The sequence below is a fragment of the Clostridium swellfunianum genome, from assembly GCF_023656515.1.
Taxonomy (GTDB): Bacteria; Bacillota; Clostridia; order Clostridiales; family Clostridiaceae; genus Clostridium_AT; species Clostridium_AT swellfunianum.
Genome location: NZ_JAMOFV010000006.1, coordinates 4,090,358 through 4,112,589, shown reverse-complemented (window position 1 = coordinate 4,112,589; position 22,232 = coordinate 4,090,358). Strand labels below are relative to the sequence as shown.

Here is a 22,232-nt window from a genome sequence, read left to right as displayed (position 1 = left end):
AAAAGATATTTATAAGTCTACCATTTATAAGTAAGGTAATCAATATATTAAAGTTAAGAGTTATAGATGGAACAAGCTTTCAATTCATCATGTTAAAATAATATTTAATTAAATATATTCTGACAATTTAAAGGCGATAAAATAAAGGTTATTTACGACATGTGAAGAATATTAGTAATAATGGAAAATAGTACAAGGTGGTGGAATTATGGGGGTTATCAAAATTGATGGAAGTAGCTTATCACTTGAAGATGTAATAAAGGTGGCAAAACATAATTATGAAGTTCAGCTTACTGATAATGCAAAGAAAAAGATTTTATCTTCAAGAGAGATTGTTGAACAAATTGTTGACAATAACAAGGTTGTGTATGGTATAACAACAGGATTTGGAAAGTTTGCTGATGTAGTTATATCTCAAGAAGATTGTAAAACACTACAGAGAAATTTAATATTGTCTCATTCCTGCGGATATGGTGATAATTTTTCAAGTGAAGTTGTTAGGAGCATAATGCTTTTAAGAGCAAATGCATTGGCAAAAGGCTATTCTGGCATTAGACTGGAAACACTGCAAACTTTACTTGAAATGTTAAATAAAGGTGTTCATCCATGCATTCCGGAAAAAGGTTCTCTGGGAGCTTCTGGTGATTTAGCTCCTCTTGCACATATGGTGCTTCCTATGCTTGGAGAAGGTGAAGCAGAATATGAGGGAGTCATTATGTCCGGAAAGGAAGCAATGAAAAAAGCGGGAATAGAAACTGTAGAACTTACTGCAAAGGAAGGATTGGCACTAATAAATGGGACCCAAGTTATGACTGCTGTTGGGGCTTTAGCTTTGCAGGAAGTCATTAATTTATTAAAGCTTAGCGATATAGCAGGAGCTTTAACCTTGGAGGCCTTAAGAGGAATTAAGGATGCTTTTTATTTGGACATACATCACATAAGACCGCATGCAGGACAAATAGCAACTGCTGAAAACATATTATCACTTATAGAAGGAAGTACCTTTATTACAAGACAAGGTGAGCTTAGAGTTCAAGATGCATACACCTTGAGATGTATACCACAGGTTCATGGTGCCAGTAAAGATGCAGTAAATTATGTATTAGATAAGCTCAGTATTGAAATAAATTCTGTTACAGATAATCCAATTATCATTTCAGAGGATATGGTTATATCCGGAGGGAATTTTCATGGTCAGCCTATGGCGTTGTCCTTTGATTTTCTGGGAATTGCTGTAGCTGAGCTTGGAAATATATCTGAGAGAAGACTTGAAAGGCTTATAAACTATCAGTTAAATGATTTACCGCCATTTCTTGTGAAGAACGGAGGCCTTAATTCTGGATTTATGATAACACAGTATGCAGCTGCTTCTTTAGTTTCAGAAAATAAGGTTTTAGCTCATCCAGCTTCTGTAGACTCTATACCATCTTCTGCAAATCAGGAGGATCATGTCAGCATGGGAACTATAGCAGCAAGAAAAGCTTTAAATATAGCTGAAAATGTGAAAAGAGTTTTAGCAACGGAAATTATGGCTGCTTGTCAGGCAATTGACTTTAGAGAAGGGTTTGAACTAGGAAAGGGAACTGAACAAGCTTATAAGATTATAAGAAAGCATATAGACTTTATTAAGGAAGATAAGGTTATGTATAACGAACTAAATAAATGTACTGAACTTATAGATAATAATGAATTGATAAGCAGTGTTGAAAAAGTAATAAAGTTAAAATTTTAGAATGGGGGAATATAGATGAAGAAGATAATAACTGCACCTAGAGGCACAGAATTAAGCTGTAAGGGATGGCAGCAGGAGGCTATTTTAAGAATGCTTATGAATAATTTAGATCCTGCAAATGCAGAGGATCCAGATAACCTTATAGTTTATGGGGGAACAGGCAGAGCAGCAAGAAATTGGGAATGCTACGAAGCATTGATTAGGACAATTAGAGAACTTGAAGATGATGAAACTATGCTTGTTCAATCCGGTAAGCCAGTAGGAGTGTTTAAGTCTCATAAGGATGCGCCAAGAGCCATTATTGCAAATTCTAATTTAGTTCCTCATTGGGCCAACTGGAAGAACTTTAGAGAGCTTGAGCAAAAAGGTCTTACTATGTATGGACAGATGACTGCAGGAAGCTGGATTTATATAGGAACCCAAGGAATTCTTCAAGGTACCTATGAAACCTTAGCTGCAATTGCACATAAAAAGTACAGCGATAGCTTAAAGGGCACTATAACGTTAACAGGCGGACTTGGAGGTATGAGTGGAGCTCAGCCATTGGCAGTTACCATGAATGAAGGTGTAGCAATTTGTGTAGAAGTAGATAGAAATAGAATACAAAGAAGATTAGAAACTAGGTATGTAGATATAATGGTTGAGGATATTGAAGAGGCAGTAAGACTTGCTGAAGAGGCAAAAAATCAGGGCAAGTCATTATCCATAGCACTTCTTGGAAACTGTTCAGAGGTTTATCCTAAGCTATTAAAAATGGGTTTTATGCCGGATATAGTTACAGATCAAACTTCAGCCCATGATACCTTGGGTGGTTATGTTCCAGGTGGAATGAGCTATGAAGATGCTTTAAAGCTAAGAGAAGAAAATCCTGAGGAGTATATAAAACAAGCTAGAAGAAGCATAGCCATACACGTAGAATGCATGCTTGAGTTTCAAAATGATGGTGCTGAGGTTTTTGACTACGGAAATAATATAAGACAAGTTGCTTTTGAAGAAGGAGTTGAAAATGCCTTTAACTTCAAAGGCTTTGTACCTGCATACATTAGACCTCTTTTCTGTGAAGGAAAGGGACCTTTTAGATGGGCTGCTCTTTCAGGAGATGCGGAAGATATATACTCTACAGATAGAAAGGTGCTTGAACTTTTCCCAGAGGATAAGCATCTAAACAGGTGGATTAACATGGCACAGCAAAAAATAGCATTTCAAGGCTTGCCATCAAGGATTTGCTGGCTAGGGTATGGCGAGAGAGCAAAATTTGGTCTAGCTATAAATGAGATGGTTAGAAACGGTGAAATTAAAGCTCCTATAGTTATAGGAAGAGATCACTTAGATTGCGGCTCAGTAGCTTCACCAAACAGAGAAACAGAAGGCATGAAGGATGGATCAGATGCCATCTCAGATTGGGCTCTTCTTAACTTCGCAATAAATGCTGTTGGTGGGGCAACATGGGTATCCTTCCATCATGGTGGAGGAGTAGGAATAGGTTACTCTCAGCATGCAGGGCAGGTTATAGTTTGCGATGGAAGCTACGAGGCGGATGAAAGAATTAAGAGAGTTCTTACCACTGATCCAGGTATGGGAGTATTAAGGCATGCGGATGCAGGATATGAAGAAGCTATTGAATTTGCAAAGATGCATGATGATATAAAAATTCCTATGACGAAATAAAATTATATAATGTAAAGGTGTGATTTTATGAAAAAAATTATAGAGTGTATCCCTAATTTTAGCGAAGGAAGGAATAAGGAAGTAATAGAAAGTATTTTAGACACTTTAAGAGGTAAAGAGGGTGTCAAGCTTTTAGACTACTCATCTGATTGTAATCATAACAGGACTGTAGTCACTTTCATTGGCGAACCAGAAGCGGTTGAGAATTCTATATTGGAAATGGCTTCAGCTGTATACAAAAGCATAGATATGACTATTCACAAAGGAGAACATCCAAGAATGGGGGCTCTTGATGTAGTTCCATTTGTTCCTGTAAGTGGTGTATCTATGGAGGAATGCATTGAGCTTGCAAACAGAGTTGGAAAGAAAATAGCAGATAATTTTAATGTTCCAGTATATCTGTATGAAGATGCTGCAAAGTGCATAGATAGACAAAATCTTGCTAATGTAAGAAAAGGACAATATGAAGGCTTTTTTGAAAAGATAAAAAAAGAAGAATGGAAACCAGATTATGGTCCTGCAGAAATTAATATAAAGTCAGGATGTACTGCCGTTAGCGCTAGAGTACCTTTAGTTGCCTTTAATGTAAATTTAGGCACCGACAATATAGATACAGCTAACAATATAGCTAAAGCTGTGAGACATATTGGTGGAGGATTAAGGTTTGTTAAAGCAATGGGTGTTAGGCTTGAAGATAGAAATATAGTACAAGTGTCTATGAATCTTGTTAATTACGAAAAAACATCAGTTTATAGGGCCTTCGAAATGGTGAAGATGGAAGCAAGAAGATATGGAGTTTCTGTGGTTGGCAGCGAAGTAATAGGTCTTGTTCCTATGGCAGCTCTTATTCAAAGTGCTGAGTATTACTTGCAAATAGAGAACTTTTCGTTGGATCAAGTACTAGAGAAGAGAATTTGGGAGTAATGAGCTAAACTATAATCAAACAGATATAATTTTATGTAAAAATATAAAAATATAAGAATATAAAATTATAAGAATATATATTTGCTAATAGTTTTGAAAATTATTAGTAAAAGGTGGTGAGAGAGCTGAATACAATAATTAAAAATATAGATTGCCTTGTTACTTGCAGAGGAAGCCATAAAAAAGTAAAAGAGCAAATGATGGATGCAGGTATAATAGAGAATGGTTATATAGTTGTAAAAGAAAATTTAATTAAGCATGTTGGATGCGGTGAAGGTTATAAAAACTTTTTAGAACAAGATAGCTTAATAATAGATGGAAGAGGCAAAACAGTCACTCCGGGACTTATTGACAGCCATACTCATGTTGTTTACAGCGGTTCGAGAGAGAATGAATTGTCTTTAAAGCTTAAGGGCGCAAATTATATAGATATATTAAAAGCTGGTGGAGGAATTTTAAGTACAGTAAAAAAAACTAGAGAAGCTTCTTTTGAGAAGCTACTTTTAGAGACCAGAAGAAGATTGGATTTAATGCTGCTGCATGGAACAACAACAGTAGAAAGTAAATCTGGGTATGGTCTTAATTTTGAGGATGAAATTAAAAGTCTTAAGGTTAACAAGGAACTTAATAAAATTCATCCGATAGATATTGTTTCAACTTATATGGGTGCTCATGCTGTTCCTGAAGAATATAAGGACTGCAGAACAGAATATATAGATTTTATTATTCATAAGGTAATACCATATATAAGCGAAAATTCCATGGCAGAATTTATTGACTGCTTCTGTGAAGAGGGTGTTTTCTCTATTGAGGAAAGCCGACAAATTTTAAGGGCTGGTATAAATAACGGCTTAAAGGTTAAGCTTCATGCTGATGAGATTAAACCCATAGGTGGCGCAGAACTGGCTGCTGAATTAAATGCAGTATCTGCAGAGCATTTGGTAGGAGCTTCAGAACAAGGAATGAAAGCTTTAGCTGAAAAGGGAGTAGTAGCAGTATTGCTTCCGGCAACCTCATTTTATTTAATGCTAAACAAATTTGCAAAAGCAAGATTAATGATAGATAGTGGAGTTCCTGTTGCCTTGGCAACAGATTGTAATCCTGGAACCTCGCCTACAGAGTCTTTACAAACACTTATGACCTTTGCTTGCTTTGGCATGAAGCTGCTGCCTGAGGAAATAATAAATGCTATGACAATTAATGCAGCTTGTGCAATCAATAGAGAAGAAGAAATAGGAAGTATTGAGGTTGGTAAAAAGGCTGATATAGCTATGTTTAACAGCATAAATTTAGACTATCTAGTTTATCATTTTGGAACAAATGCTATACACACCGTTATAAAAAATGGTAGAGTAGTAGTAGGTAATGGAATATTAGCGGAAGGATGTGCATTTTAATGCTTCAAGATTTAACAGTTAAGGCTTTTGCAGAAGAGCTAGCTTCAAATTCACCTGCACCAGGTGGAGGGAGCGCTGCTGCATTAGCTGCGGCTTTAGGAAGTTCACTTGGCTCAATGGTTTTTAATCTTACTGTAGGGAAAAAAGCATATAACGATTATGATGAACAAGTAAAAGTTTCAATACTACAAGCCTTAAACAATACTAATGAAGAAAAAACAAATTTTTTAAATTTAATGGAAAAAGATGCTGAAGAATTTTTAGAGCTTATGGCTGCTTTTAAGCTTCCTAAGAATACTGAGGAAGAAATATCTGTAAGAGCAAATAGAATTGAGCAGGGATATATTAAGGCTCTCCAGGTTCCTTTAAATGTAGCTGTAAAAGCTTTTGAAATGTATAAGCATATAGAACTTGCTGCGAATTATGGAAATAAAAATGCTGTATCCGATGCAGGTGTAGCTGCGTTGTTACTACAAACTGCTATTGAAAGTGCTGTGTTAAATGTTAAGATAAATCTATCAGGTATTAAGGATGAAACTTATAAATGCCAAGTACAGGATAGGTGCAATAAACTAATTGAAGCAGGACTAGAAAAACGAAATTTCATCATGGATATAGTAAATTCAAAACTATAAATATACAAATAAAAAATCTAAGGATCATACCTTAGATTTTTATTTATAGAAAATCCATATTTAAGGAAGTTCATTTAAAGTTCTAAATTCAAAGCCTCTATTCTTCCACTCTTTAATAATAGAGTCCATAATGTCAGTATTAGTTTTCGAAACAGCATGAAGAAGTATAATACCTCCATTGTGCGTTCTCTCCATTATTATTTTTTTAGCCGATTCATGAGAAGGCTGCTGCTCAGGGATCCAATCCTTATAAGCAAAGCTCCAAAATACTGTTTTATAGCCTAAATCCTGAGTGTACTTTAAAGAAAGTTCACTATATTTTCCCATAGGAGGTCTAAAAAACTTAGGCATTTTTTTCCCTATGACTTCTTCATAGGCTTTTTCGGTCAAAGTAAATTCTTCGTTAAATTTTTCTTGTCCTTTTAAGGCTGCTTTAGCCATAGATGGATGGGTATTAGAGTGGTTACAAACTAAATGACCTTCAGCTTCCATTCTCTTTATTAAATCCTTATTAGATTTTATATAATCTGATGTAACAAAAAAAGCAGCTTTAACATTATTAGCTTTTAATACATCTAATATTTTTGAAGAATAACCATTTTCATATCCCTCATCAAAGGTTAGGTATAATACTTTATTATTTGTATCACCTAAATAATATCCAGAATATTTTTTTAGAAGGGCTAATATTTCGGGAGGTTCTCCAGAAGGTGTACCATCTTTCTTAGGCTGAAAAAACCAATTTTTTTCCGCTGTACTGAGATTTGAACCATCTATATTAGTCTTAAACGAAGTGTCCTTTTTAGCTTCAGGCTGTTTAGGTTCAGCTGGCTTATAATTTTCATTGACTTCTGTCTTTTCGCCCATTTTAGTTTCAGGAGGGTCTTCAGGTACAGCTATTTTCTCATCAAATACAGGCTTTTTAATGCTTCCTGTATCTTTAGCTAAAAGAGTTACGTCTCTTGTAAGCACATCCACTGTCCTGCTGCAGCCAGAAAACACAATAGGAGCAATTAAAACAAGAGATAATATTTTTTTATTCATATTTCTCGCCTCCTTTTCTTATGGTATACTTTGTATGTCATTTATACTAATTATACGATGGAGATAAATAAGATGTCTAATATTTTTAAGGAAAAAATTGGAGAAATCTATAATGTAATTTTACAGCCTATAGATATTATGTACAAACTAACGGCAATTAATAATTGCAAGACTGCTTTAAATATTGGAAGACTTGAGAGTTTTGGAGAGCATTACTTTAATTTAGTACAAGATAAAAAACTGAAAGGCATTGTTTATACACCTATTCAAATTGCTGATTATATTGTAAAAAATACAATTTTAAAAGAAGATATAATTGAAAATCCATTTATAAAAATTGCTGATCCTGCTTGTGGAAGCGGAAACTTAATTATTCCTTGTTTTTTGTATTTGAAAAAACTTTACAATGAAAATTTAAAAGAAATTAATGAAAAAAACAGCATATATTTAAGCAATCAAGATATAGACAGGCATATAATTGAAAATAATTTATTTGGATTTGATATCGATGAATTTGCTTTAAAGATTTTAAGTATAGATTTATTTAGTTATAGTCATTACATAAAAAAAGATAATTTTAGAAAACGAGACTTTCTTTTTGAAACTAATGAAGAAAAATTTGATGTGTTTATAGGAAATCCACCCTATATAGGTCAAAAAAACATAGATAAAGATTATTCAAATAATATAAAGAAGCTTTATAAGGAACTTTATAAAGATAAAGGTGATTTATCCTACTGCTTTTTTGGTGCTGCTTTAAATAAGCTTAAATTAGGTGGTAAGCTTACCTTTATAACTTCTAGATATTTTCTTGAATCTCCAAGTGGGGAAATATTAAGAAAAACCTTGAAAGAGTTTTGTGATATTAATAGGATAATTGACTTTTACGGAATTAGGCCTTTTAAAAATATTGGAATAGATCCTGTTATAATTTTTTTAGAGCTGGGATATAAGGAAGCTGAAATTGATGTCATTAAGCCTGTAGTGTGTAAAGAAAAGGAATTTCTAAAAGGTTTGTATGAAAACATAAATTCAAGCATCAATTGCTTTAAAATAAATAAAAGTGTATTGAACGATAAAGGATGGATACTGAGAGATGAAAAAGAAAGAACAATAATAAACAAGATAGAAGAAAAATGCTTTACAAACCTCGCTAATATTTGCTTTAGCTACCAAGGCATAATCACTGGCTGTGATAAGGCTTTTGTTGTGGATGAAGCTGCGATTTCTTCTGAGAAACTGGAGTTAGACATAATAAAACCTTGGATAAAGAGCAGTTTTGTTGAAAAAGGCAGAGTAAAAAGGGAAAATAAATTTATAATATATTCAGATGCAATACAAGATGAAAGAGATTATCCAAACAGTATTATGCATATAAACCCCTATAAAGAGAGGTTAATGGAAAGAAGAGAGTGTAAAAGTGGTGTAAGGAATTGGTATGAACTGCAATGGGGAAGAGTTCAAAGCATTTTTGAAGGTGAAAAATTAGTATTCCCCTTCAAGTCAAATAAGAGTAGATTTGCAATAGATAAGGGAAGCTTCTTCAGTGCAGATGTCTACTGCCTTGTTTTAAAAGAGGCTGTCCCTTTTACTTATGATTACCTTTTAAAAATATTAAACAGCAAGGTATATGAGTACTATTTTAAAACCTTTGCCAAAAAGCTTGGAGAAGACCAATATGAATACTACCCAAACAATCTTATGAAGCTTTGTATACCTACAATGATAAATATATCTTCTGATACTGATAGCTTTCTTTACGACTTTTTTCAGCTTGACGAGCAAGAGAAAGCCATAGTAGAACAGTATATAAGCTGACGCTACATTAGTTTTTCAAAGGTACCAAACCTTACCGCATTACCATGCTGCACCAAGGTTTTTCCTTTACATAAAACATAATCTATAGTTAAGTCCTTGTTCATAATCAAAAGATCAGCCTGCTTAGAAGTTTCAATTGTACCTAAATTTGTTAGTTTCAATATGTAGGCAGGATTTTTTGTTAATGGGCGAAGGGCTTTTTCTATAGGAATATTATAAATTTGAACCATTTTTCTAAATTCTGATAAGTTGCTTTCTATGGAACCTACAGAGATACTTTTAAGTTTACCATTTTCATCAAAAATAGGCATGCTTCCATTACTGTCAGAGCTTATAGTTATATTATCTATACTACAGCCTCTATCAATAAGATACTTGAGGGCATATGATGCATCTACTGGAACAGGGTCAAACTCAGTCTGTGATATCCCAGAGGTTAAGTCCAAGTATCCTCCACTCTTTAGATACTTTACTCCTTGGAAAAGAAGTGGCATATTTCTATTTATATGTGTGGGAAGTAAATTTTGAGCTAGCAGAGGATTTTCCTTTATTATTTTTAAGAGTGGGTATATGCCTTCTTTATCATCTCCTAGGTGAATATGTAAAATACCGCACTTATTTGATAAAAGACCTGCAACCCTGCAGTCTAGTGCAAGTCTTTCCAAGTCATGCGTTAAAGGCTTACTGCCTCTATGATCTGAAACCGCTATTTCACCAACTCCTATAACTTTATCTATAAGAACTATATCATTTCTTGAGTTATCTGTTATAGTCCTTGTAGGAAATTGATAGCAGCCAGTCCAAATCAAAGCGTTAATGCCTTCCTCTTCTAATGCTCTAGCTTTTGCGAGCAGGCTACTTAGAGAACGGGTGGTACCATCAGTGCCAAGAAGGCCAACAACAGTTGTAACGCCAAAGGTAGTGATTTGAGATAACTGAATTTCAGGTGTTCTAGTAGTATAACCGCCTTCGCCGCCTCCTCCTGTAAGGTGTACATGCAGGTCTATAAAGCCTGGAACAACTATTTGATTGGCGGCATCAATAACTTCAACCTCATAAAAGTTTTTAGGAGGTAAAGGGATGTTTTTCTCTATTTTTGCTATTTTATCACCACAAATCAAAATATCTTTTTGCCCTATAAAGTCTGGGGTATAAATCAATGCATCTTTAATAAGCTTAAGCATGCTTTAATAGCCTCCTATAAGTTTTAAATATTAGTCTTATAGGTTTATTATTATACAATATTGAGATTTATAATCGCAAAAACAGCCTCCTTATAAAGGAGGCTGTTTGAAAAAGCTATTTTATTAAGTCCTCAACATGTTTTGGTAGAGTAAAGCAAGCTTTATGCAGCTTCTTAGTGTAGTACTTGGTTTGAAAATCAATTTTACTTGATAAATCTACGGTTTCAGGATCATGCTTCTTTGAACCCACCGTAAAACTCCAGTATCCGCTAGGATAAGTAGGTATAGCCGCCATAAAAAGCTTTGTCACAGGGAAAACCTCTTTTGCATCGTTAAACACCTTTTTAACTACTTCTGGAAGGTAGAAAGGTGTCTCTGTTTGCGCTATGAATATTCCGTCCTCAGTTAAGCATTTTGAAATTTCCTTATAAAAACTTCCGCCGAATAGGCCTTCAGCAGCGCCAAATGGGTCTGTTGAGTCCACAATTATTATATCAAACTCATTTTTATGTTCATGAACATACTTAATTCCATCACCGATAAAGATTTCACAACGAGGATCATCAAGAGCACAGCTTATTTCAGGAAGGTATTTCTTACATTCCTCAATAACACAGCCATCTATTTCGCAAAGTACAGCTTTTTCTACAGAAGGATGCTTAAGTATTTCTCTGATAGCTCCACCGTCTCCTCCACCAACAACAAGAACTTTTTTAGGGTTTGGATGAGTGTATAGTGGAATATGTGATATCATTTCATGATATACAAACTCATCATTTATTGTAGTTTGAACTATTCCATCAAGCACAAGCATTCTGCCAAAGGCTTCTGTATCAAGTATAGCTAGATCCTGAAATTCAGTTTTCTTTCTAACCAAAGTCTCCTTTATCTTATATGTCATAGCAGCATTGCCTATCTGCTCTTCCTTAAGCCACATGTCCATAGGTTAAACCTCCTTATAGTCTTAGTTTTTTATGGTAAACAATGATTATTATAGCAATAGTTTATTAAAGGGGCAAGGGTTTACAAGTTTAAAAATAAAAAGTGATAAAAGTGTTTAAAATAAAATTATATGGACAAAATATAAAAATATGTGTAAAATTTATAAATAAAGAAGGAAAAATATGTAATATATAGAATATAAATCTATATAGAATAACTTATTAGTATTATACATAAGCGTGGGGGGAAAAATGAATGTATTTAAAGTTTCAAAATGAAGATGAGAAACTCATAGTTTACATGATGGGAGAGCTTGACCATCATAGTGCTGAAGAAGTTAGAAGTAAAATTGATGATAGAATCGATAGAGACGATATTAACAAGCTTATTATGGATTTTACCAATGTAACCTTTATGGACAGCTCAGGTATAGGTGTAGTTATTGGAAGATATAAAAAGATATCTATGAAAAAAGGCGATGTTTGCATAGCAAATGTAAATAACTCAGTAAAGAGAGTTTTTGATTTATCTGGAATGTTTAAAATAATTAAGCTTTATGACAATGTAGAACAAGCATTAAAGAGCATTTAATGTGGGGGGATAAAAATGTACGATAACATTATAAAAATAGAATTCGCAAGCAAATCTCAAAACGAAGGCTTTGCAAGAGTAGCTGTAGCAGCCTTTGTTTCTCAACTTGATCCTACAATTGAAGAGATTACTGATGTTAAAACAGCTGTTTCTGAAGCCGTTACAAATTCTATAATTCACGGTTATGGTGGACAGGAAGGTGTTGTATCTATTGAGGCTATGATAAAGGGAAATGAGCTTACTATAATAGTTGGAGATAAAGGTATAGGAATAGACAATATTGAACTCGCAATGCAGCCTTTATACACTTCAAGACCAGATCTTGAAAGATCTGGTATGGGCTTTACAGTAATGGAAACTTTTATGGATAGCTTGGAAGTTAAATCTGAAAGTAATAATGGAACTTATATAATAATGAAAAAAGTTTTTAAGTCATTAAGTTAGGTGAGGATTATGGATGAAGAAATTCTAAAAAGAGATTATAATTACCAAGATAATCTTGAGCTCATAAGACGAGCCAGGGATGGAGATAAATATGCTCTAGATAAATTAATAGAGCTTAATCTTCCTCTCGTTTCCGCTGTCAGTAAAAAATTTTTAAACAGAGGCTATGAATATGAGGATATATTTCAAATTGGATCTATGGGGCTAGTGAAAGCTGTAAATAATTTTGATGCAAGCTTTAATGTGAAGTTTTCTACTTATGCGGTACCTATGATTATGGGAGAAATAAAAAGATTCATAAGAGATGATGGAATAATTAAGGTTAGCAGAAGCGTTAAAAATATTGCTAGAAAGCTTCATTATGATAAGGAAGCTTTAACTAAAAAGTTGGATAGAGACCCAACAATTGAAGAGCTTTCAGCATATTCAGGCATAAGCACTGAAGAAATAGTATTTGCGTTGGAATCAGCAAGTAGTCTTCAGTATTTGTACGATACAATACATCAGGATGATGGATCTCCTGTACTTTTAATAGACAAACTTAGTGAAAATGCTGAAGAAGACAATGAATTGGTAGACAAACTTGCTTTAAAAGAAGCTCTAAGCAATTTAGATAACAAATCAAGGCAGATTATAATGCTCAGATATTTCAAGGATAAAACTCAGGTTCAAGTAGCAAAAATGCTTGGTATTAGCCAGGTACAAGTGTCTAGAATAGAAAAAAAGGTTTTAAAATTAATGAAGGAAAGATTGAGTGGATAGGATGCATGTTAATGTGTCCTATCCTTTTGATTTTCTGGAAACTGAATAACAAATTATAATTTGCATAAAATAATTTTTGAAAATATAGTTTTATAAAATAAGGATGTGGCATAGATGAGCAATAAAGAAGAAAGAGTAAAACAGAAATTTAAGACTATATCCTCAGAAGCCAGACCTAAATCGCATCTTTTAAGAAATTGCATCAGAGCTTTCATAGTCGGAGGAATACTTTGCGATATAGGTCAATTTTTTAACAGTTCTTTAACAAGAATAGGACTTCCTAAAGAAGATGTTTCCAGCTGGGTTTCTATAATTATGGTTTTCTTAGGAGCTTTTCTTACAGGAATAGGATTATATGACAAAATAGCATCTTATGCAGGCGCAGGAAGCTTGGTTCCTATAACTGGTTTTGCAAATTCAATTGTATCCCCAGCTATGGAGTTTAAAAAAGAGGGGTTCATTTTTGGAGTAGGTGCTAAAATGTTTGTTATCGCAGGTCCGGTTTTAGTTTATGGAATTGGATCTTCTGTGGTTGTGGGAATAATATACTATCTATTTAAGTAGGTGATAATAATTGAACAAGAGGGTTGGTAAACAAACTGTTAGAACTGACAGCAGACCTAAAATAATCTCGACAGCTAGTATAGTTGGTCCAAAGGAAGGTCAGGGGCCTTTAAAAGACTATTTTGATATAATACTTGAGGATGATTTAAACGGAAAGGATACCTATGAAAAAGCTGAAAGCAGCATGATGTATCTAGCAATAAACGAGGGGATAAGAAAGGCAAATTTGACAGAAAAGGATATTGATTATCTTTTTGCAGGGGATCTTTTAAACCAGTTAACCTCATCTTGTTTTGCAGCAAAAGATATGGACATTCCATTTGTAGGAATGTATGGAGCTTGTTCCACTATGACAGAATCTTTAGCTATGGCTTCAATAATGATAGATGGAGGTTATGCAAATTATGCAGTAGCTGCAACATCATCACACTTTTCATCTGCAGAGAGGCAATTTAGAACACCACTTGAGTATGGAAACCAGAGAGTACCAACTGCTCAGTGGACAGTTACAGGTTCTGGGGCTATGATACTTGGAAAAGAGGGGAATTATCCATCAGTCACTTATGTTACCATGGGAAAAGTTAAAGACTATGGAGTAAATGATGTAAACAATATGGGAGAAGCTATGGCACCTGCAGCAGTGGATACTATAGCACAGCATTTAAAAGATACAGAAAGATCTGGTGATTATTATGATCTTATAGTCACAGGAGACCTTGGGACTGTTGGTAAAAAAATAACTACCGAGCTTTTAAAGGAATACGGCTATGATATTAGTAAAAACTATATAGACTGCGGCGATGAAATCTTCGATCATGAAAGACAAAAAACAAACGCAGGAGGCAGTGGTTGCGGGTGTTCAGCTGTTGTAGATTGCGGTTATATTTATAAGAATATGCTTAAGGGTAATTTAAAAAGAGTGCTTTTAGTTTCTACTGGTGCTCTTCTAAGTTCCACATCATGTTTTCAGGGGTTAACTATACCAGGAATTGCTCATGCAGTTGCAGTAGAAATGGTATAGAATTAACTTCTATACTTAAAAGAAGGGACAGATAAACTAATGGAATATGTAAATGCATTTATTGTTGGAGGTGCTATATGCGTGATAGCACAGATTTTAATAGATAAGACTAAGCTAACACCTGCTAGAATACTTGTTAGTTTTGTTACCTTAGGAACAGTTCTAGGGGCTTTAAAGGTCTATCAGCCATTAGTAGACTTTGGTAAGGCAGGAGCTACTGTTCCTCTTCCTGGCTTTGGTTATGCCTTGGCAAAGGGTGTCATTAAAGAAGTTGATAAAGTCGGGCTTCTTGGAGCATTTACTGGTGGTATTAAAGGTACAGCTGGAGGTATTACTGCAGCTATAATTTTTGGATACATCATGGCTGTGCTATTTAATCCCAAAACTAAGGAGTGATGCTTTTGAGGAGACGGGTGATTATAGTTACTGATGGAGATGATATAGCTAAAAAAGCTGTTGAAGAGGCGGCAAGAAACATAGGTGGCAGGTGTATATCTATGTCAGCTGGAAATCCTACAGTATTAAGCGGTGAAAAGATAATCGAACTCATTAAGATGGCTAAATATGACCCTGTTGTAGTAATGGTTGATGATAGAGGAGATATAGGGATGGGATGGGGAGAAAAGGCTATGTCTAAAATAATGAAGGACGAAGAGATAGAGGTACTAGGAATTATTGCTGTGGCTTCTAATACCGCAAGAGCTAAAGGAGTGACTGTTGACTGTTCCATTGATAAATATGGAACCAAAGTATATAAAGCTGTAGACAAGTACGGAAATGTTAAAAATAATCGTGTACTTAAAGGTGATACTGTGAATATGCTTTCAAATTCAGATGTTAAGTACATAGTTGGAATTGGGGATCCCGGAAAAATGGATGGTAAAGATAATATCATTATTGGCGCTCCAATTATTACAAAGGCCATGGAGCAAATATTAGAGAATTACAATAAAGAATTAACAGATTTCTCATGATAAATATAAAAGGAAGTGAAAGTCACTTCCTTTTATATTATAGTAAAGAATTTATTATTAAGTTTAATTTGATTTAGGTTTGGTAGTACTATCTGAATTGTTGTTAGCATCAGTTTTGTCGGTACCATTATTCTTGTTATTATCCTTATTGCCGCCACCAGTAGTATCCGGTGAGGAAGGATTAGTTCCTGGTGGAGGTGTAGTGCCAGTATTAGGCACAGTTGGCTGATTTGGGTCAGGTGTAGTATTTACAGGAGGAGGTGCTGCTTTAGTATCATCAACTTCAGTAGGAGCAACCTTGGATTCATCCTGTAGTTTAGCTGATGGCTTATAATCTCTTTTAATAAATACTCTTTTTTCTATTAAATCCTTAGGAGTATTTTCGGTTGCCAGTTTTCCATTTGCCTTATTTATTTCTACTTCCTCATGTACATCACATAAAGTTGTTGGCTGTGTACCTGCTATAAACATTTCAGTATAAACTTGACTTCCTTCAGAATCCTTAGAACAAAGGTCAGTAGGAAGCTTGCCAGATTCTCTGCAAACTGCTACTTGAACAATTCCTGAAGGCTTTTCTATATCCTTAACAGGCAGGTCCTTATGAGCTACTGCCATAATTTTACCCCATAGTGCTGCAGTGGTACCACTGCTTATGCCTCTTAGAACTGCTGGGGTATCAAACCCTATCCAAACTGAAGCTGAAAGATATGGAGTAAGACCGCTAAACCATACGTCCTTATTATCACCTGTAGTACCAGTTTTTCCGGCAGCCATAGGACTAAATCTTGCACGGCTTCCTGTTCCACCGTTAACTGGTTCCTTAAGCATGTCATACATTATATAAGCACTTTGAGGCGTTAATACTTTATTAGTTTCAACCTTGCTTTCAAGTATAGTTAATCCATTTCTATCCACAACTTTTGTATATAATCTTGGCTTGGTATACACTCCACTGTTACCAAAAGCTCCATATGCTGCAGCCATTGTAAGCGGGGAATTATAACCATAACTTTCACCAAGAGCTATAGCTGCTATAGCACTTTTATCATCAGTAGTAAAATTAACTCCAAATTTCTCACCATAGGATATACCGGTTTTTATATTCATATTAAATTCTTGTTTAACTGCAACTACGTTTATTGAGTGTTTAATAGCTTCCCTTAGTGTTACATAACCTCTATACACATTAGGCGAGTTTTTTGGATCATAGTCACCCCAAGACCAAGCCTTTTTTATCTGTGGGGTTATTGGTGAATCTTCAACAACAGTTGCAGCTGTAGCTTGTTTAGAATCAATAGCAGCAGCATATACTGTAAGCGGCTTGATTGTAGAGCCTAGTGGCCTTGGGAAAGCACTGCTTCCATTGCTTGCAGCTCTATTATAGGAACGTGCAGGCTGCTCACCTCTACCGCCAACGATAGCCTTAACTTCTCCTGTGTGATAATCCATTATAACTCCAGAAGCTTGAGCCTCCTTAACACCTATATTTTTGTCATCGTTTATTATTTTTTGAGTTTCATCCTGAAGTACTCTGTCCATTGTAGTATATATTTTAAGCCCACCATACATAAGCAGATTATTTATTTCTGATTCGCTATATTTATATTGAACTTGAAGGTCTTTTTTCACCTGTTGAATAGCAGGCAAAGAAAACCATTCATAATTTAATCTGTTGGTGGTGCTGCTAGCAGGCTTATCAAAGGCCAGCTTTTCAGGGACTACCTCGCTTAAAGCAGTATTATATTCTTCCTCTGTTATAGCTTTATTCTTATACATGGCATTTAATACCATCTTAGTTCTATTTAAGTATGGTGTAGGATTCTTCTTTGCAGACTCAAGATGAGCGTTATATATGCCTGGAGCTTGAGGTACACCAGCTAAATAGGCAGCTTGTGCTATAGTAAGTTCCTTTATAGGCTTGTTGAAATAATAAGTTGCTGCAGCCTGAACCCCATGCACAGTACTTCCAAAGGGAATAGTATTCATGTAGGCTTCAAGTATTTGATCTTTTTTTAGTTGTTTTTCCAACTCAGTAGCTAGATACATTTCTCTTATTTTTCTTGTAGCAGATTCTACAAAGTTTTTCTCTTTAGTTATATCAGTAAGCATAGTATTTCTCACAAGCTGTTGAGTAATGGTAGAAGCCCCCTGCATCCCTCTTTTTCCTTGAAGAACACTTTTTACATCTAGGTAAATCACACCAGCTATTCTTTTGATATCAATTCCATTATGAGATTCGAATCGTTCATCTTCGATGTTTACAAAAGCTTTAGGAAGATACGGTGGTAAATCCTTTATAGAAACTATATCTCTTTTTTCATCTGTGTTAACATCATCCATATATTTTTCATCTTTATCATATATAGTAGAAGGCTCATTTAGCGTCAAGATAGCTTTTACGTCTAGAGGCGGAGCGGTTTTTACAATAGCAAGAGCAACACCAAAGCCAGCTACTCCAGCTAAAACCATCAATCCTAAAATAGAAAGCATTACTATTCTAAATATTTTCCAGCCTTTTTTCTTTTTCTTTTTCTTTTTTTGTTTTTTATTTATACTCTTTTCATCTTCCATAGGTTAATCCTCCTTTAATGCCTCCTATAATATCTATATTATCAACAACCTTTTTAAATAAGTAAATCTTATGGGTTGTACAATAATTAGGTAGAAGGAGGTAGTAGAACTCTTAAGTAGTTTATAAAAACTTGTCCTATTTATAATTTTATCATATATTTATGCTTTAGATTATACAAATATTACTACATTACAAATATTTCCATAAAATAAAAAATTATTCATGCTTCGGTTTTAAAATAGCTGGATATACAATAAATTATACTAATGATTGCATCAGAAGGGAAGAGAAATCATGAAGAAAGGAGATGGATATTATTAAAGGTAAAACTAAATTTAAAATTGTTTTTTTTGTTACAGTACTTTTATTAATGTTTAATGTTTTTATTTACACATTAGATAAAGTAATAACTCCTACTGTAATAGCTGTTGCAAATGCAGAAATGAGAGCAAAATCTATGGAAATAATAAATACTGCTGTACTTAATGAGTATTCAAAGCAATTTAAGTATGAAGATGTGATAAACGTTGAAAAAGATAGAGAAGGAAACATAACTCTTCTTAAGGCAGATACCTTAAAAATGAATAAAATTGCAAATGATGTGGCTTTAAACTCTCAGAAGGAACTTAAAAAATTAGGCTCTCATGGAATAAAGGTTCCAATTGGATATATTCTTCAGAATAATATATTGGCTTCAATTGGGCCAAGCGTAGGGGTAAATATGGAGCCTATAGGGTACATAGAAACAAGATATCAGTCAGAGTTCGAAAGTGCTGGCATAAATCAAACTAGGCATAAGATTTACGTGCAGGTGTATGCCAAGCTGAGAATTATAATACCTATGAAAAACGATGATATAGAAGTAAAAAGCGAAGTTCCAATAGCAGAGACTATAATAATTGGAAAAGTACCAGATACATCTATCAATTTAGATTTGGATAAAGCTGGAACCAAGATAAATACTAGTGGTACTAATTAATAAAAATGGTATAAAATCTTCATATAACGCTAAAATAAATACGAAATAAAAAAATCTGCCTAAGTTTTGGCAGATTTTAATATTATAAGAATTAATCTTCCCAATTGAAAACGTAGGGAATGTTTCTGTAATGGTCTCCATAGTTTAAGCCGTAGCCTACAACGAAAACATCAGGTATTTCAAAGCAGCAGTAATCAGGAGTTATAGGAACTTTTCTTCTTTCAGGCTTATCTAAAAGAACACAAGATTTAACGCTTTTAGCACCCAAGTTTTTTACATGATCCATAACAAACTGCATTGTAATTCCTGTATCCACAATATCATCTACAACTAATACGTCGTAGCCTTCGATATTGTCAGGTATATCATTAACAACTTTAACAGAGCCTGAACTTTGCTCATTATGTCCATAGCTTGATGTTGTCATAAAACCTATTTTAGTTGGAACTTCTATGTGCCTAACTAAATCAGCAGCATATATAAAGCTGCCTCTTAAAAGTGAGAGAACATAAAGGTTTTTTCCTTCATAGTCCTTAGAAATTTGACAACCTAGTTCTATTATTCTATTTTCTATTTGTTCCTTAGTTATGAGTATATTTCTTTTTTTATTTTCCATTGTAAGCCTCCAAGCCGTAGATATTTACAATATTATTTAAATAGTATAAAATAATATGAAAGTTGTCAAGAGTTTTAATTTGAGTGGAAAGCATTACATTTATATAATAAACAAAATGGAGTTGATGTTATGATTTATGGTAATACAGAAGGAATTAGAAATAGCGTCCTTGATAAACTTGAGAGGTTATATGAATTAAATATTCCTAAACAAAGTGTTTTTATTGAGGAACTTTCAGCAGCGCTTTGTGAAGTTACAAATCAGATTGGAAGAGAAGTAAGTATAGCAATTGACAGAAAAGGTAGAGTAGTAAGCGTGGCTATTGGTGACAGTACTACTGTTGAAATACCTTTAATAGATATTAGAGAAAGAAAGCTTTCTGGTGTTAGAGTCATTCATACTCATCCTAATGGAACTTCAGCTCTTTCAGCATTAGACTTGTCAGCGCTTCTTAAGCTAAAGCTAGATTGTATAGTAGCTATTGCAGTGGACAATGGAAATGCAAAAGAGGTGACTTTAGGCTTTTGCACTATAGAAAAAGACTTATTAGTTTCTGAGAGCATCGGCCCCTTAAGCCTTAACAATGCTGTTAATTTTGACTTTTTGGATAGAGTAAATTATATAGAAAGTCATCTTAAGTTTAATGATATAATTGAAGACAATAGTGAAAAAGCCATTATTGTTGGGATAGAAAGCGAAGAAAGCCTTGATGAACTTGAAGAACTAGCAAAGGCTTGTGAAGTTAACGTTATACATAAGGTGCTTCAAAAGCGAAATAGAATAGACTCAGCCTTTTATATCGGTAAAGGAAAAGTTGAAGAACTTGCAATGCTAAGGCAGGCATTAAAAGCAAATGTCATTGTATTCGATGATGAATTGGAAGGCTCTCAGGTTAGAAATCTTGAAGAAGCTACAGGCGCTAAGGTAATCGATAGAACTACTCTGATATTGGAGATATTTGCAAGAAGAGCAAGAAGTAGAGAAGCGAAGATCCAAGTAGAACTTGCGCAATTAAAATATAGGCTTCTACGACTACTAGGTCTTGGAACAGTGCTTTCAAGAACCGGTGGAGGCATTGGTACAAGGGGACCAGGTGAAAAGAAACTGGAAACAGATAGAAGACATATAAAGGAAAGACTATACGACCTTTTAAGTGAACTTGAAAAAATTAAGAAACATAGAGAGACTCAGAGAGAGAAGCGGACAGATATTCCTAAAGTTTCACTTGTGGGATATACAAATGCGGGTAAGTCTACATTAAGAAATAAATTATGCGATATAGCTATGCCAAAGGATTCTGCAGTTAAAGAAAAGGTATTTGAAGCTGATATGCTTTTTGCAACTTTAGATATCACAACAAGAGCAATAGTGCTTCCAGACAACAGACTTATCACTTTAACAGACACAGTAGGTTTTGTTAGAAAACTTCCACATGATCTTGTGGAAGCCTTTAAGTCCACACTTGAGGAAGTGATATATTCAGATCTTCTGCTTCATGTGGTAGATGCCTCCTCAGATATAGTGCAAGAACAAATAGAAGCGGTAAATGCAGTATTAAAGGAGTTAGGTGCATCCGATAAACCTACAATACTTGTATTGAATAAAATAGATGTTGCTACTGAAGAGCAGCTACAGACACTTAAAGAAAACTTAAAGGATATTAAAGTCTTGGAGATATCTGCAAAGAATGCCACTAATTTAGATGGACTTTTAGAAGAAGTTTCTGTATCTTTACCTTATACTTTGAAAAAGGCAGAGTATATAATTCCTTACTCTGATCAGTCAGTTGCAGCTTTTCTTCATAGAAACGCAAAGGTTGAGAAAGAGGAATATAGAGAAGAAGGAACTTATATTGAAGCACAAGTGGATGAAGAAGTATATAATAAGTGTGAGAGATATTTAATTAAGGGCTAAAATAGACTAGGCTTCTAGTCTATTTTTTTTACATAAGGACAAAATAAAATTATCAATCTATCTAAGAAAGAGGCTGATAATATGGAAAAGGTTTGTCCAGCATGTAATAAGCTTACTTTACAAAACATTAAATGTTCAAGCTGTGGATTAAATATGGAGGATAAGGGGAGGGCGCAGGAAGTCTTTCAAGATGACTACACTGCAAATATGCCTATAATTGATGCGCCGACGTATTGTATACATATATTTAAGTGTGAGAGCTGTGGTATTAGTCAAAATATTCATGTTAATAAGATAGTTGTATGATTATGCAGGATTTAATGCAAAATTTCACAATTAAGTATTGAAAATATGTAGACTAGTATTATAATATAATAAATATAAGTTTGTATTGTTGGTGTAAGTTTGTTAGAAAATGCAATTATTGGATGATTGCGCTAAAAATGGAGGG

Annotated in this window: 21 protein-coding genes; 16 read left to right on the top strand and 5 right to left on the bottom strand. The window is 34.3% G+C overall.

The annotated features are described in order from the left end of the window. The first annotated feature begins 208 nt into the window (after positions 1 to 208). The 5 genes from hutH (at position 209) to NBE98_RS19545 (ending at position 6,356) form a co-directional block, all read left to right on the top strand. Positions 209 to 1,732, top strand: coding sequence for a histidine ammonia-lyase (gene hutH, locus NBE98_RS19565; protein ID WP_250816692.1), 1,524 nt, complete (start codon positions 209 to 211; stop codon positions 1,730 to 1,732). Positions 1,733 to 1,747: 15 nt separating this feature from the next. After that, on the top strand, positions 1,748 to 3,400 hold the full coding sequence (gene hutU, locus NBE98_RS19560) for a urocanate hydratase (RefSeq protein ID WP_250816691.1): 1,653 nt from the start codon (positions 1,748 to 1,750) through the stop codon (positions 3,398 to 3,400). 27 nt (positions 3,401 to 3,427) lie between these two features. After that, complete coding sequence (ftcD, locus tag NBE98_RS19555; RefSeq protein ID WP_250816690.1) at positions 3,428 to 4,324, top strand: glutamate formimidoyltransferase; 897 nt, start codon at positions 3,428 to 3,430, stop codon at positions 4,322 to 4,324. 125 nt (positions 4,325 to 4,449) lie between these two features. After that, positions 4,450 to 5,721, top strand: coding sequence for an imidazolonepropionase (gene hutI, locus NBE98_RS19550; RefSeq protein WP_250817637.1), 1,272 nt, complete (start codon positions 4,450 to 4,452; stop codon positions 5,719 to 5,721). After that, entirely contained in the window at positions 5,721 to 6,356 is a 636-nt protein-coding gene (locus NBE98_RS19545; protein WP_250816689.1) for a cyclodeaminase/cyclohydrolase family protein, read from the top strand. The genes hutI and NBE98_RS19545 overlap by 1 nt, the downstream gene beginning before the upstream one ends. A 60-nt stretch (positions 6,357 to 6,416) precedes the next feature. Here the strand turns inward: NBE98_RS19545 and pdaA are convergent, their stop codons facing one another. Further along, positions 6,417 to 7,400, bottom strand: a complete 984-nt coding sequence (gene pdaA, locus NBE98_RS19540; protein WP_250816688.1) for a delta-lactam-biosynthetic de-N-acetylase — start codon at positions 7,398 to 7,400, stop codon at positions 6,417 to 6,419. A gap of 72 nt (positions 7,401 to 7,472) precedes the next feature. On the opposite strand from pdaA, the gene NBE98_RS19535 reads away from it, so the two are divergent. Next, positions 7,473 to 9,218 carry an Eco57I restriction-modification methylase domain-containing protein gene (locus NBE98_RS19535; protein ID WP_250816687.1) on the top strand — a complete coding sequence of 582 codons (1,746 nt, stop codon included), beginning with the start codon at positions 7,473 to 7,475 and terminating at the stop codon, positions 9,216 to 9,218. A gap of 2 nt (positions 9,219 to 9,220) precedes the next feature. Here the strand turns inward: NBE98_RS19535 and iadA are convergent, their stop codons facing one another. After that, positions 9,221 to 10,402 (bottom strand): beta-aspartyl-peptidase, encoded by a 1,182-nt coding sequence (iadA, locus tag NBE98_RS19530; protein WP_250816686.1) that lies wholly within the window; start codon positions 10,400 to 10,402, stop codon positions 9,221 to 9,223. 115 nt (positions 10,403 to 10,517) lie between these two features. After that, on the bottom strand, positions 10,518 to 11,345 hold the full coding sequence (speE, locus tag NBE98_RS19525; RefSeq protein ID WP_250816685.1) for a polyamine aminopropyltransferase: 828 nt from the start codon (positions 11,343 to 11,345) through the stop codon (positions 10,518 to 10,520). A gap of 254 nt (positions 11,346 to 11,599) precedes the next feature. On the opposite strand from speE, the gene spoIIAA reads away from it, so the two are divergent. From spoIIAA to spoVAEA, 7 genes are all read left to right on the top strand, one after another. Further along, entirely contained in the window at positions 11,600 to 11,935 is a 336-nt protein-coding gene (spoIIAA, locus tag NBE98_RS19520) for an anti-sigma F factor antagonist (protein WP_250816684.1), read from the top strand. A 15-nt stretch (positions 11,936 to 11,950) separates the two neighbouring features. Further along, the gene (spoIIAB, locus tag NBE98_RS19515) at positions 11,951 to 12,379 is read left to right on the top strand and encodes an anti-sigma F factor (RefSeq protein ID WP_250816683.1); all 429 of its coding nucleotides are present in this window, start codon (positions 11,951 to 11,953) and stop codon (positions 12,377 to 12,379) included. 9 nt (positions 12,380 to 12,388) lie between these two features. Beyond that, entirely contained in the window at positions 12,389 to 13,141 is a 753-nt protein-coding gene (gene sigF, locus NBE98_RS19510) for an RNA polymerase sporulation sigma factor SigF (RefSeq protein WP_250816682.1), read from the top strand. Between the two features lie 114 nt (positions 13,142 to 13,255). After that, a complete protein-coding gene (gene spoVAC / locus NBE98_RS19505) occupies positions 13,256 to 13,705 on the top strand; it encodes a stage V sporulation protein AC (RefSeq protein WP_250816681.1) in 450 nt (149 codons plus the stop codon). 10 nt (positions 13,706 to 13,715) lie between these two features. Further along, positions 13,716 to 14,726, top strand: a complete 1,011-nt coding sequence (gene spoVAD / locus NBE98_RS19500; protein WP_250816680.1) for a stage V sporulation protein AD — start codon at positions 13,716 to 13,718, stop codon at positions 14,724 to 14,726. A 39-nt stretch (positions 14,727 to 14,765) separates the two neighbouring features. Further along, complete coding sequence (gene spoVAE / locus NBE98_RS19495) at positions 14,766 to 15,122, top strand: stage V sporulation protein AE (protein ID WP_250816679.1); 357 nt, start codon at positions 14,766 to 14,768, stop codon at positions 15,120 to 15,122. Next, positions 15,122 to 15,700 carry a stage V sporulation protein SpoVABEA gene (spoVAEA, locus tag NBE98_RS19490; protein ID WP_250816678.1) on the top strand — a complete coding sequence of 193 codons (579 nt, stop codon included), beginning with the start codon at positions 15,122 to 15,124 and terminating at the stop codon, positions 15,698 to 15,700. The genes spoVAE and spoVAEA overlap by 1 nt, the downstream gene beginning before the upstream one ends. Before the next feature lie 63 nt (positions 15,701 to 15,763). Here the strand turns inward: spoVAEA and NBE98_RS19485 are convergent, their stop codons facing one another. Then, positions 15,764 to 18,271 (bottom strand): transglycosylase domain-containing protein, encoded by a 2,508-nt coding sequence (locus NBE98_RS19485; protein ID WP_250816677.1) that lies wholly within the window; start codon positions 18,269 to 18,271, stop codon positions 15,764 to 15,766. Positions 18,272 to 18,579: 308 nt separating this feature from the next. Between NBE98_RS19485 and yunB the strand changes: the two genes are divergently transcribed. Continuing rightward, positions 18,580 to 19,251, top strand: coding sequence for a sporulation protein YunB (gene yunB, locus NBE98_RS19480; protein WP_284703665.1), 672 nt, complete (start codon positions 18,580 to 18,582; stop codon positions 19,249 to 19,251). A 91-nt stretch (positions 19,252 to 19,342) separates the two neighbouring features. On the opposite strand, the gene hpt is transcribed toward yunB, so the two are convergent. Beyond that, positions 19,343 to 19,867 carry a hypoxanthine phosphoribosyltransferase gene (gene hpt, locus NBE98_RS19475; protein WP_250816676.1) on the bottom strand — a complete coding sequence of 175 codons (525 nt, stop codon included), beginning with the start codon at positions 19,865 to 19,867 and terminating at the stop codon, positions 19,343 to 19,345. A gap of 129 nt (positions 19,868 to 19,996) precedes the next feature. Between hpt and hflX the strand changes: the two genes are divergently transcribed. Both hflX and NBE98_RS19465 read left to right on the top strand, forming a co-directional pair. Continuing rightward, positions 19,997 to 21,781 carry a GTPase HflX gene (hflX, locus tag NBE98_RS19470; protein ID WP_250816675.1) on the top strand — a complete coding sequence of 595 codons (1,785 nt, stop codon included), beginning with the start codon at positions 19,997 to 19,999 and terminating at the stop codon, positions 21,779 to 21,781. Between the two features lie 81 nt (positions 21,782 to 21,862). Continuing rightward, positions 21,863 to 22,087, top strand: a complete 225-nt coding sequence (locus NBE98_RS19465; protein ID WP_250816674.1) for a hypothetical protein — start codon at positions 21,863 to 21,865, stop codon at positions 22,085 to 22,087. Positions 22,088 to 22,232 lie beyond the last annotated feature (145 nt).

Bases quoted from the DNA above. Each gene is read 5' to 3' on its own strand.
- hutH (WP_250816692.1), top strand. From the start codon at position 209: ATGGGGGTTATCAAAATTGATGGAAGTAGCTTATCACTTGAAGATGTA.
- hpt (WP_250816676.1), bottom strand. From the start codon at position 19,867: ATGGAAAATAAAAAAAGAAATATACTCATAACTAAGGAACAAATAGAA.
- spoIIAA (WP_250816684.1), top strand. From the start codon at position 11,600: ATGTATTTAAAGTTTCAAAATGAAGATGAGAAACTCATAGTTTACATG.
- yunB (WP_284703665.1), top strand. From the start codon at position 18,580: ATGGATATTATTAAAGGTAAAACTAAATTTAAAATTGTTTTTTTTGTT.
- NBE98_RS19545 (WP_250816689.1), top strand. From the start codon at position 5,721: ATGCTTCAAGATTTAACAGTTAAGGCTTTTGCAGAAGAGCTAGCTTCA.
- NBE98_RS19485 (WP_250816677.1), bottom strand. From the start codon at position 18,271: ATGGAAGATGAAAAGAGTATAAATAAAAAACAAAAAAAGAAAAAGAAA.
- NBE98_RS19465 (WP_250816674.1), top strand. From the start codon at position 21,863: ATGGAAAAGGTTTGTCCAGCATGTAATAAGCTTACTTTACAAAACATT.
- hflX (WP_250816675.1), top strand. From the start codon at position 19,997: ATGATTTATGGTAATACAGAAGGAATTAGAAATAGCGTCCTTGATAAA.
- NBE98_RS19535 (WP_250816687.1), top strand. From the start codon at position 7,473: ATGTCTAATATTTTTAAGGAAAAAATTGGAGAAATCTATAATGTAATT.
- pdaA (WP_250816688.1), bottom strand. From the start codon at position 7,400: ATGAATAAAAAAATATTATCTCTTGTTTTAATTGCTCCTATTGTGTTT.
- iadA (WP_250816686.1), bottom strand. From the start codon at position 10,402: ATGCTTAAGCTTATTAAAGATGCATTGATTTATACCCCAGACTTTATA.
- ftcD (WP_250816690.1), top strand. From the start codon at position 3,428: ATGAAAAAAATTATAGAGTGTATCCCTAATTTTAGCGAAGGAAGGAAT.
- spoIIAB (WP_250816683.1), top strand. From the start codon at position 11,951: ATGTACGATAACATTATAAAAATAGAATTCGCAAGCAAATCTCAAAAC.
- speE (WP_250816685.1), bottom strand. From the start codon at position 11,345: ATGGACATGTGGCTTAAGGAAGAGCAGATAGGCAATGCTGCTATGACA.
- spoVAEA (WP_250816678.1), top strand. From the start codon at position 15,122: ATGCTTTTGAGGAGACGGGTGATTATAGTTACTGATGGAGATGATATA.
- spoVAE (WP_250816679.1), top strand. From the start codon at position 14,766: ATGGAATATGTAAATGCATTTATTGTTGGAGGTGCTATATGCGTGATA.
- spoVAC (WP_250816681.1), top strand. From the start codon at position 13,256: ATGAGCAATAAAGAAGAAAGAGTAAAACAGAAATTTAAGACTATATCC.
- sigF (WP_250816682.1), top strand. From the start codon at position 12,389: ATGGATGAAGAAATTCTAAAAAGAGATTATAATTACCAAGATAATCTT.
- hutU (WP_250816691.1), top strand. From the start codon at position 1,748: ATGAAGAAGATAATAACTGCACCTAGAGGCACAGAATTAAGCTGTAAG.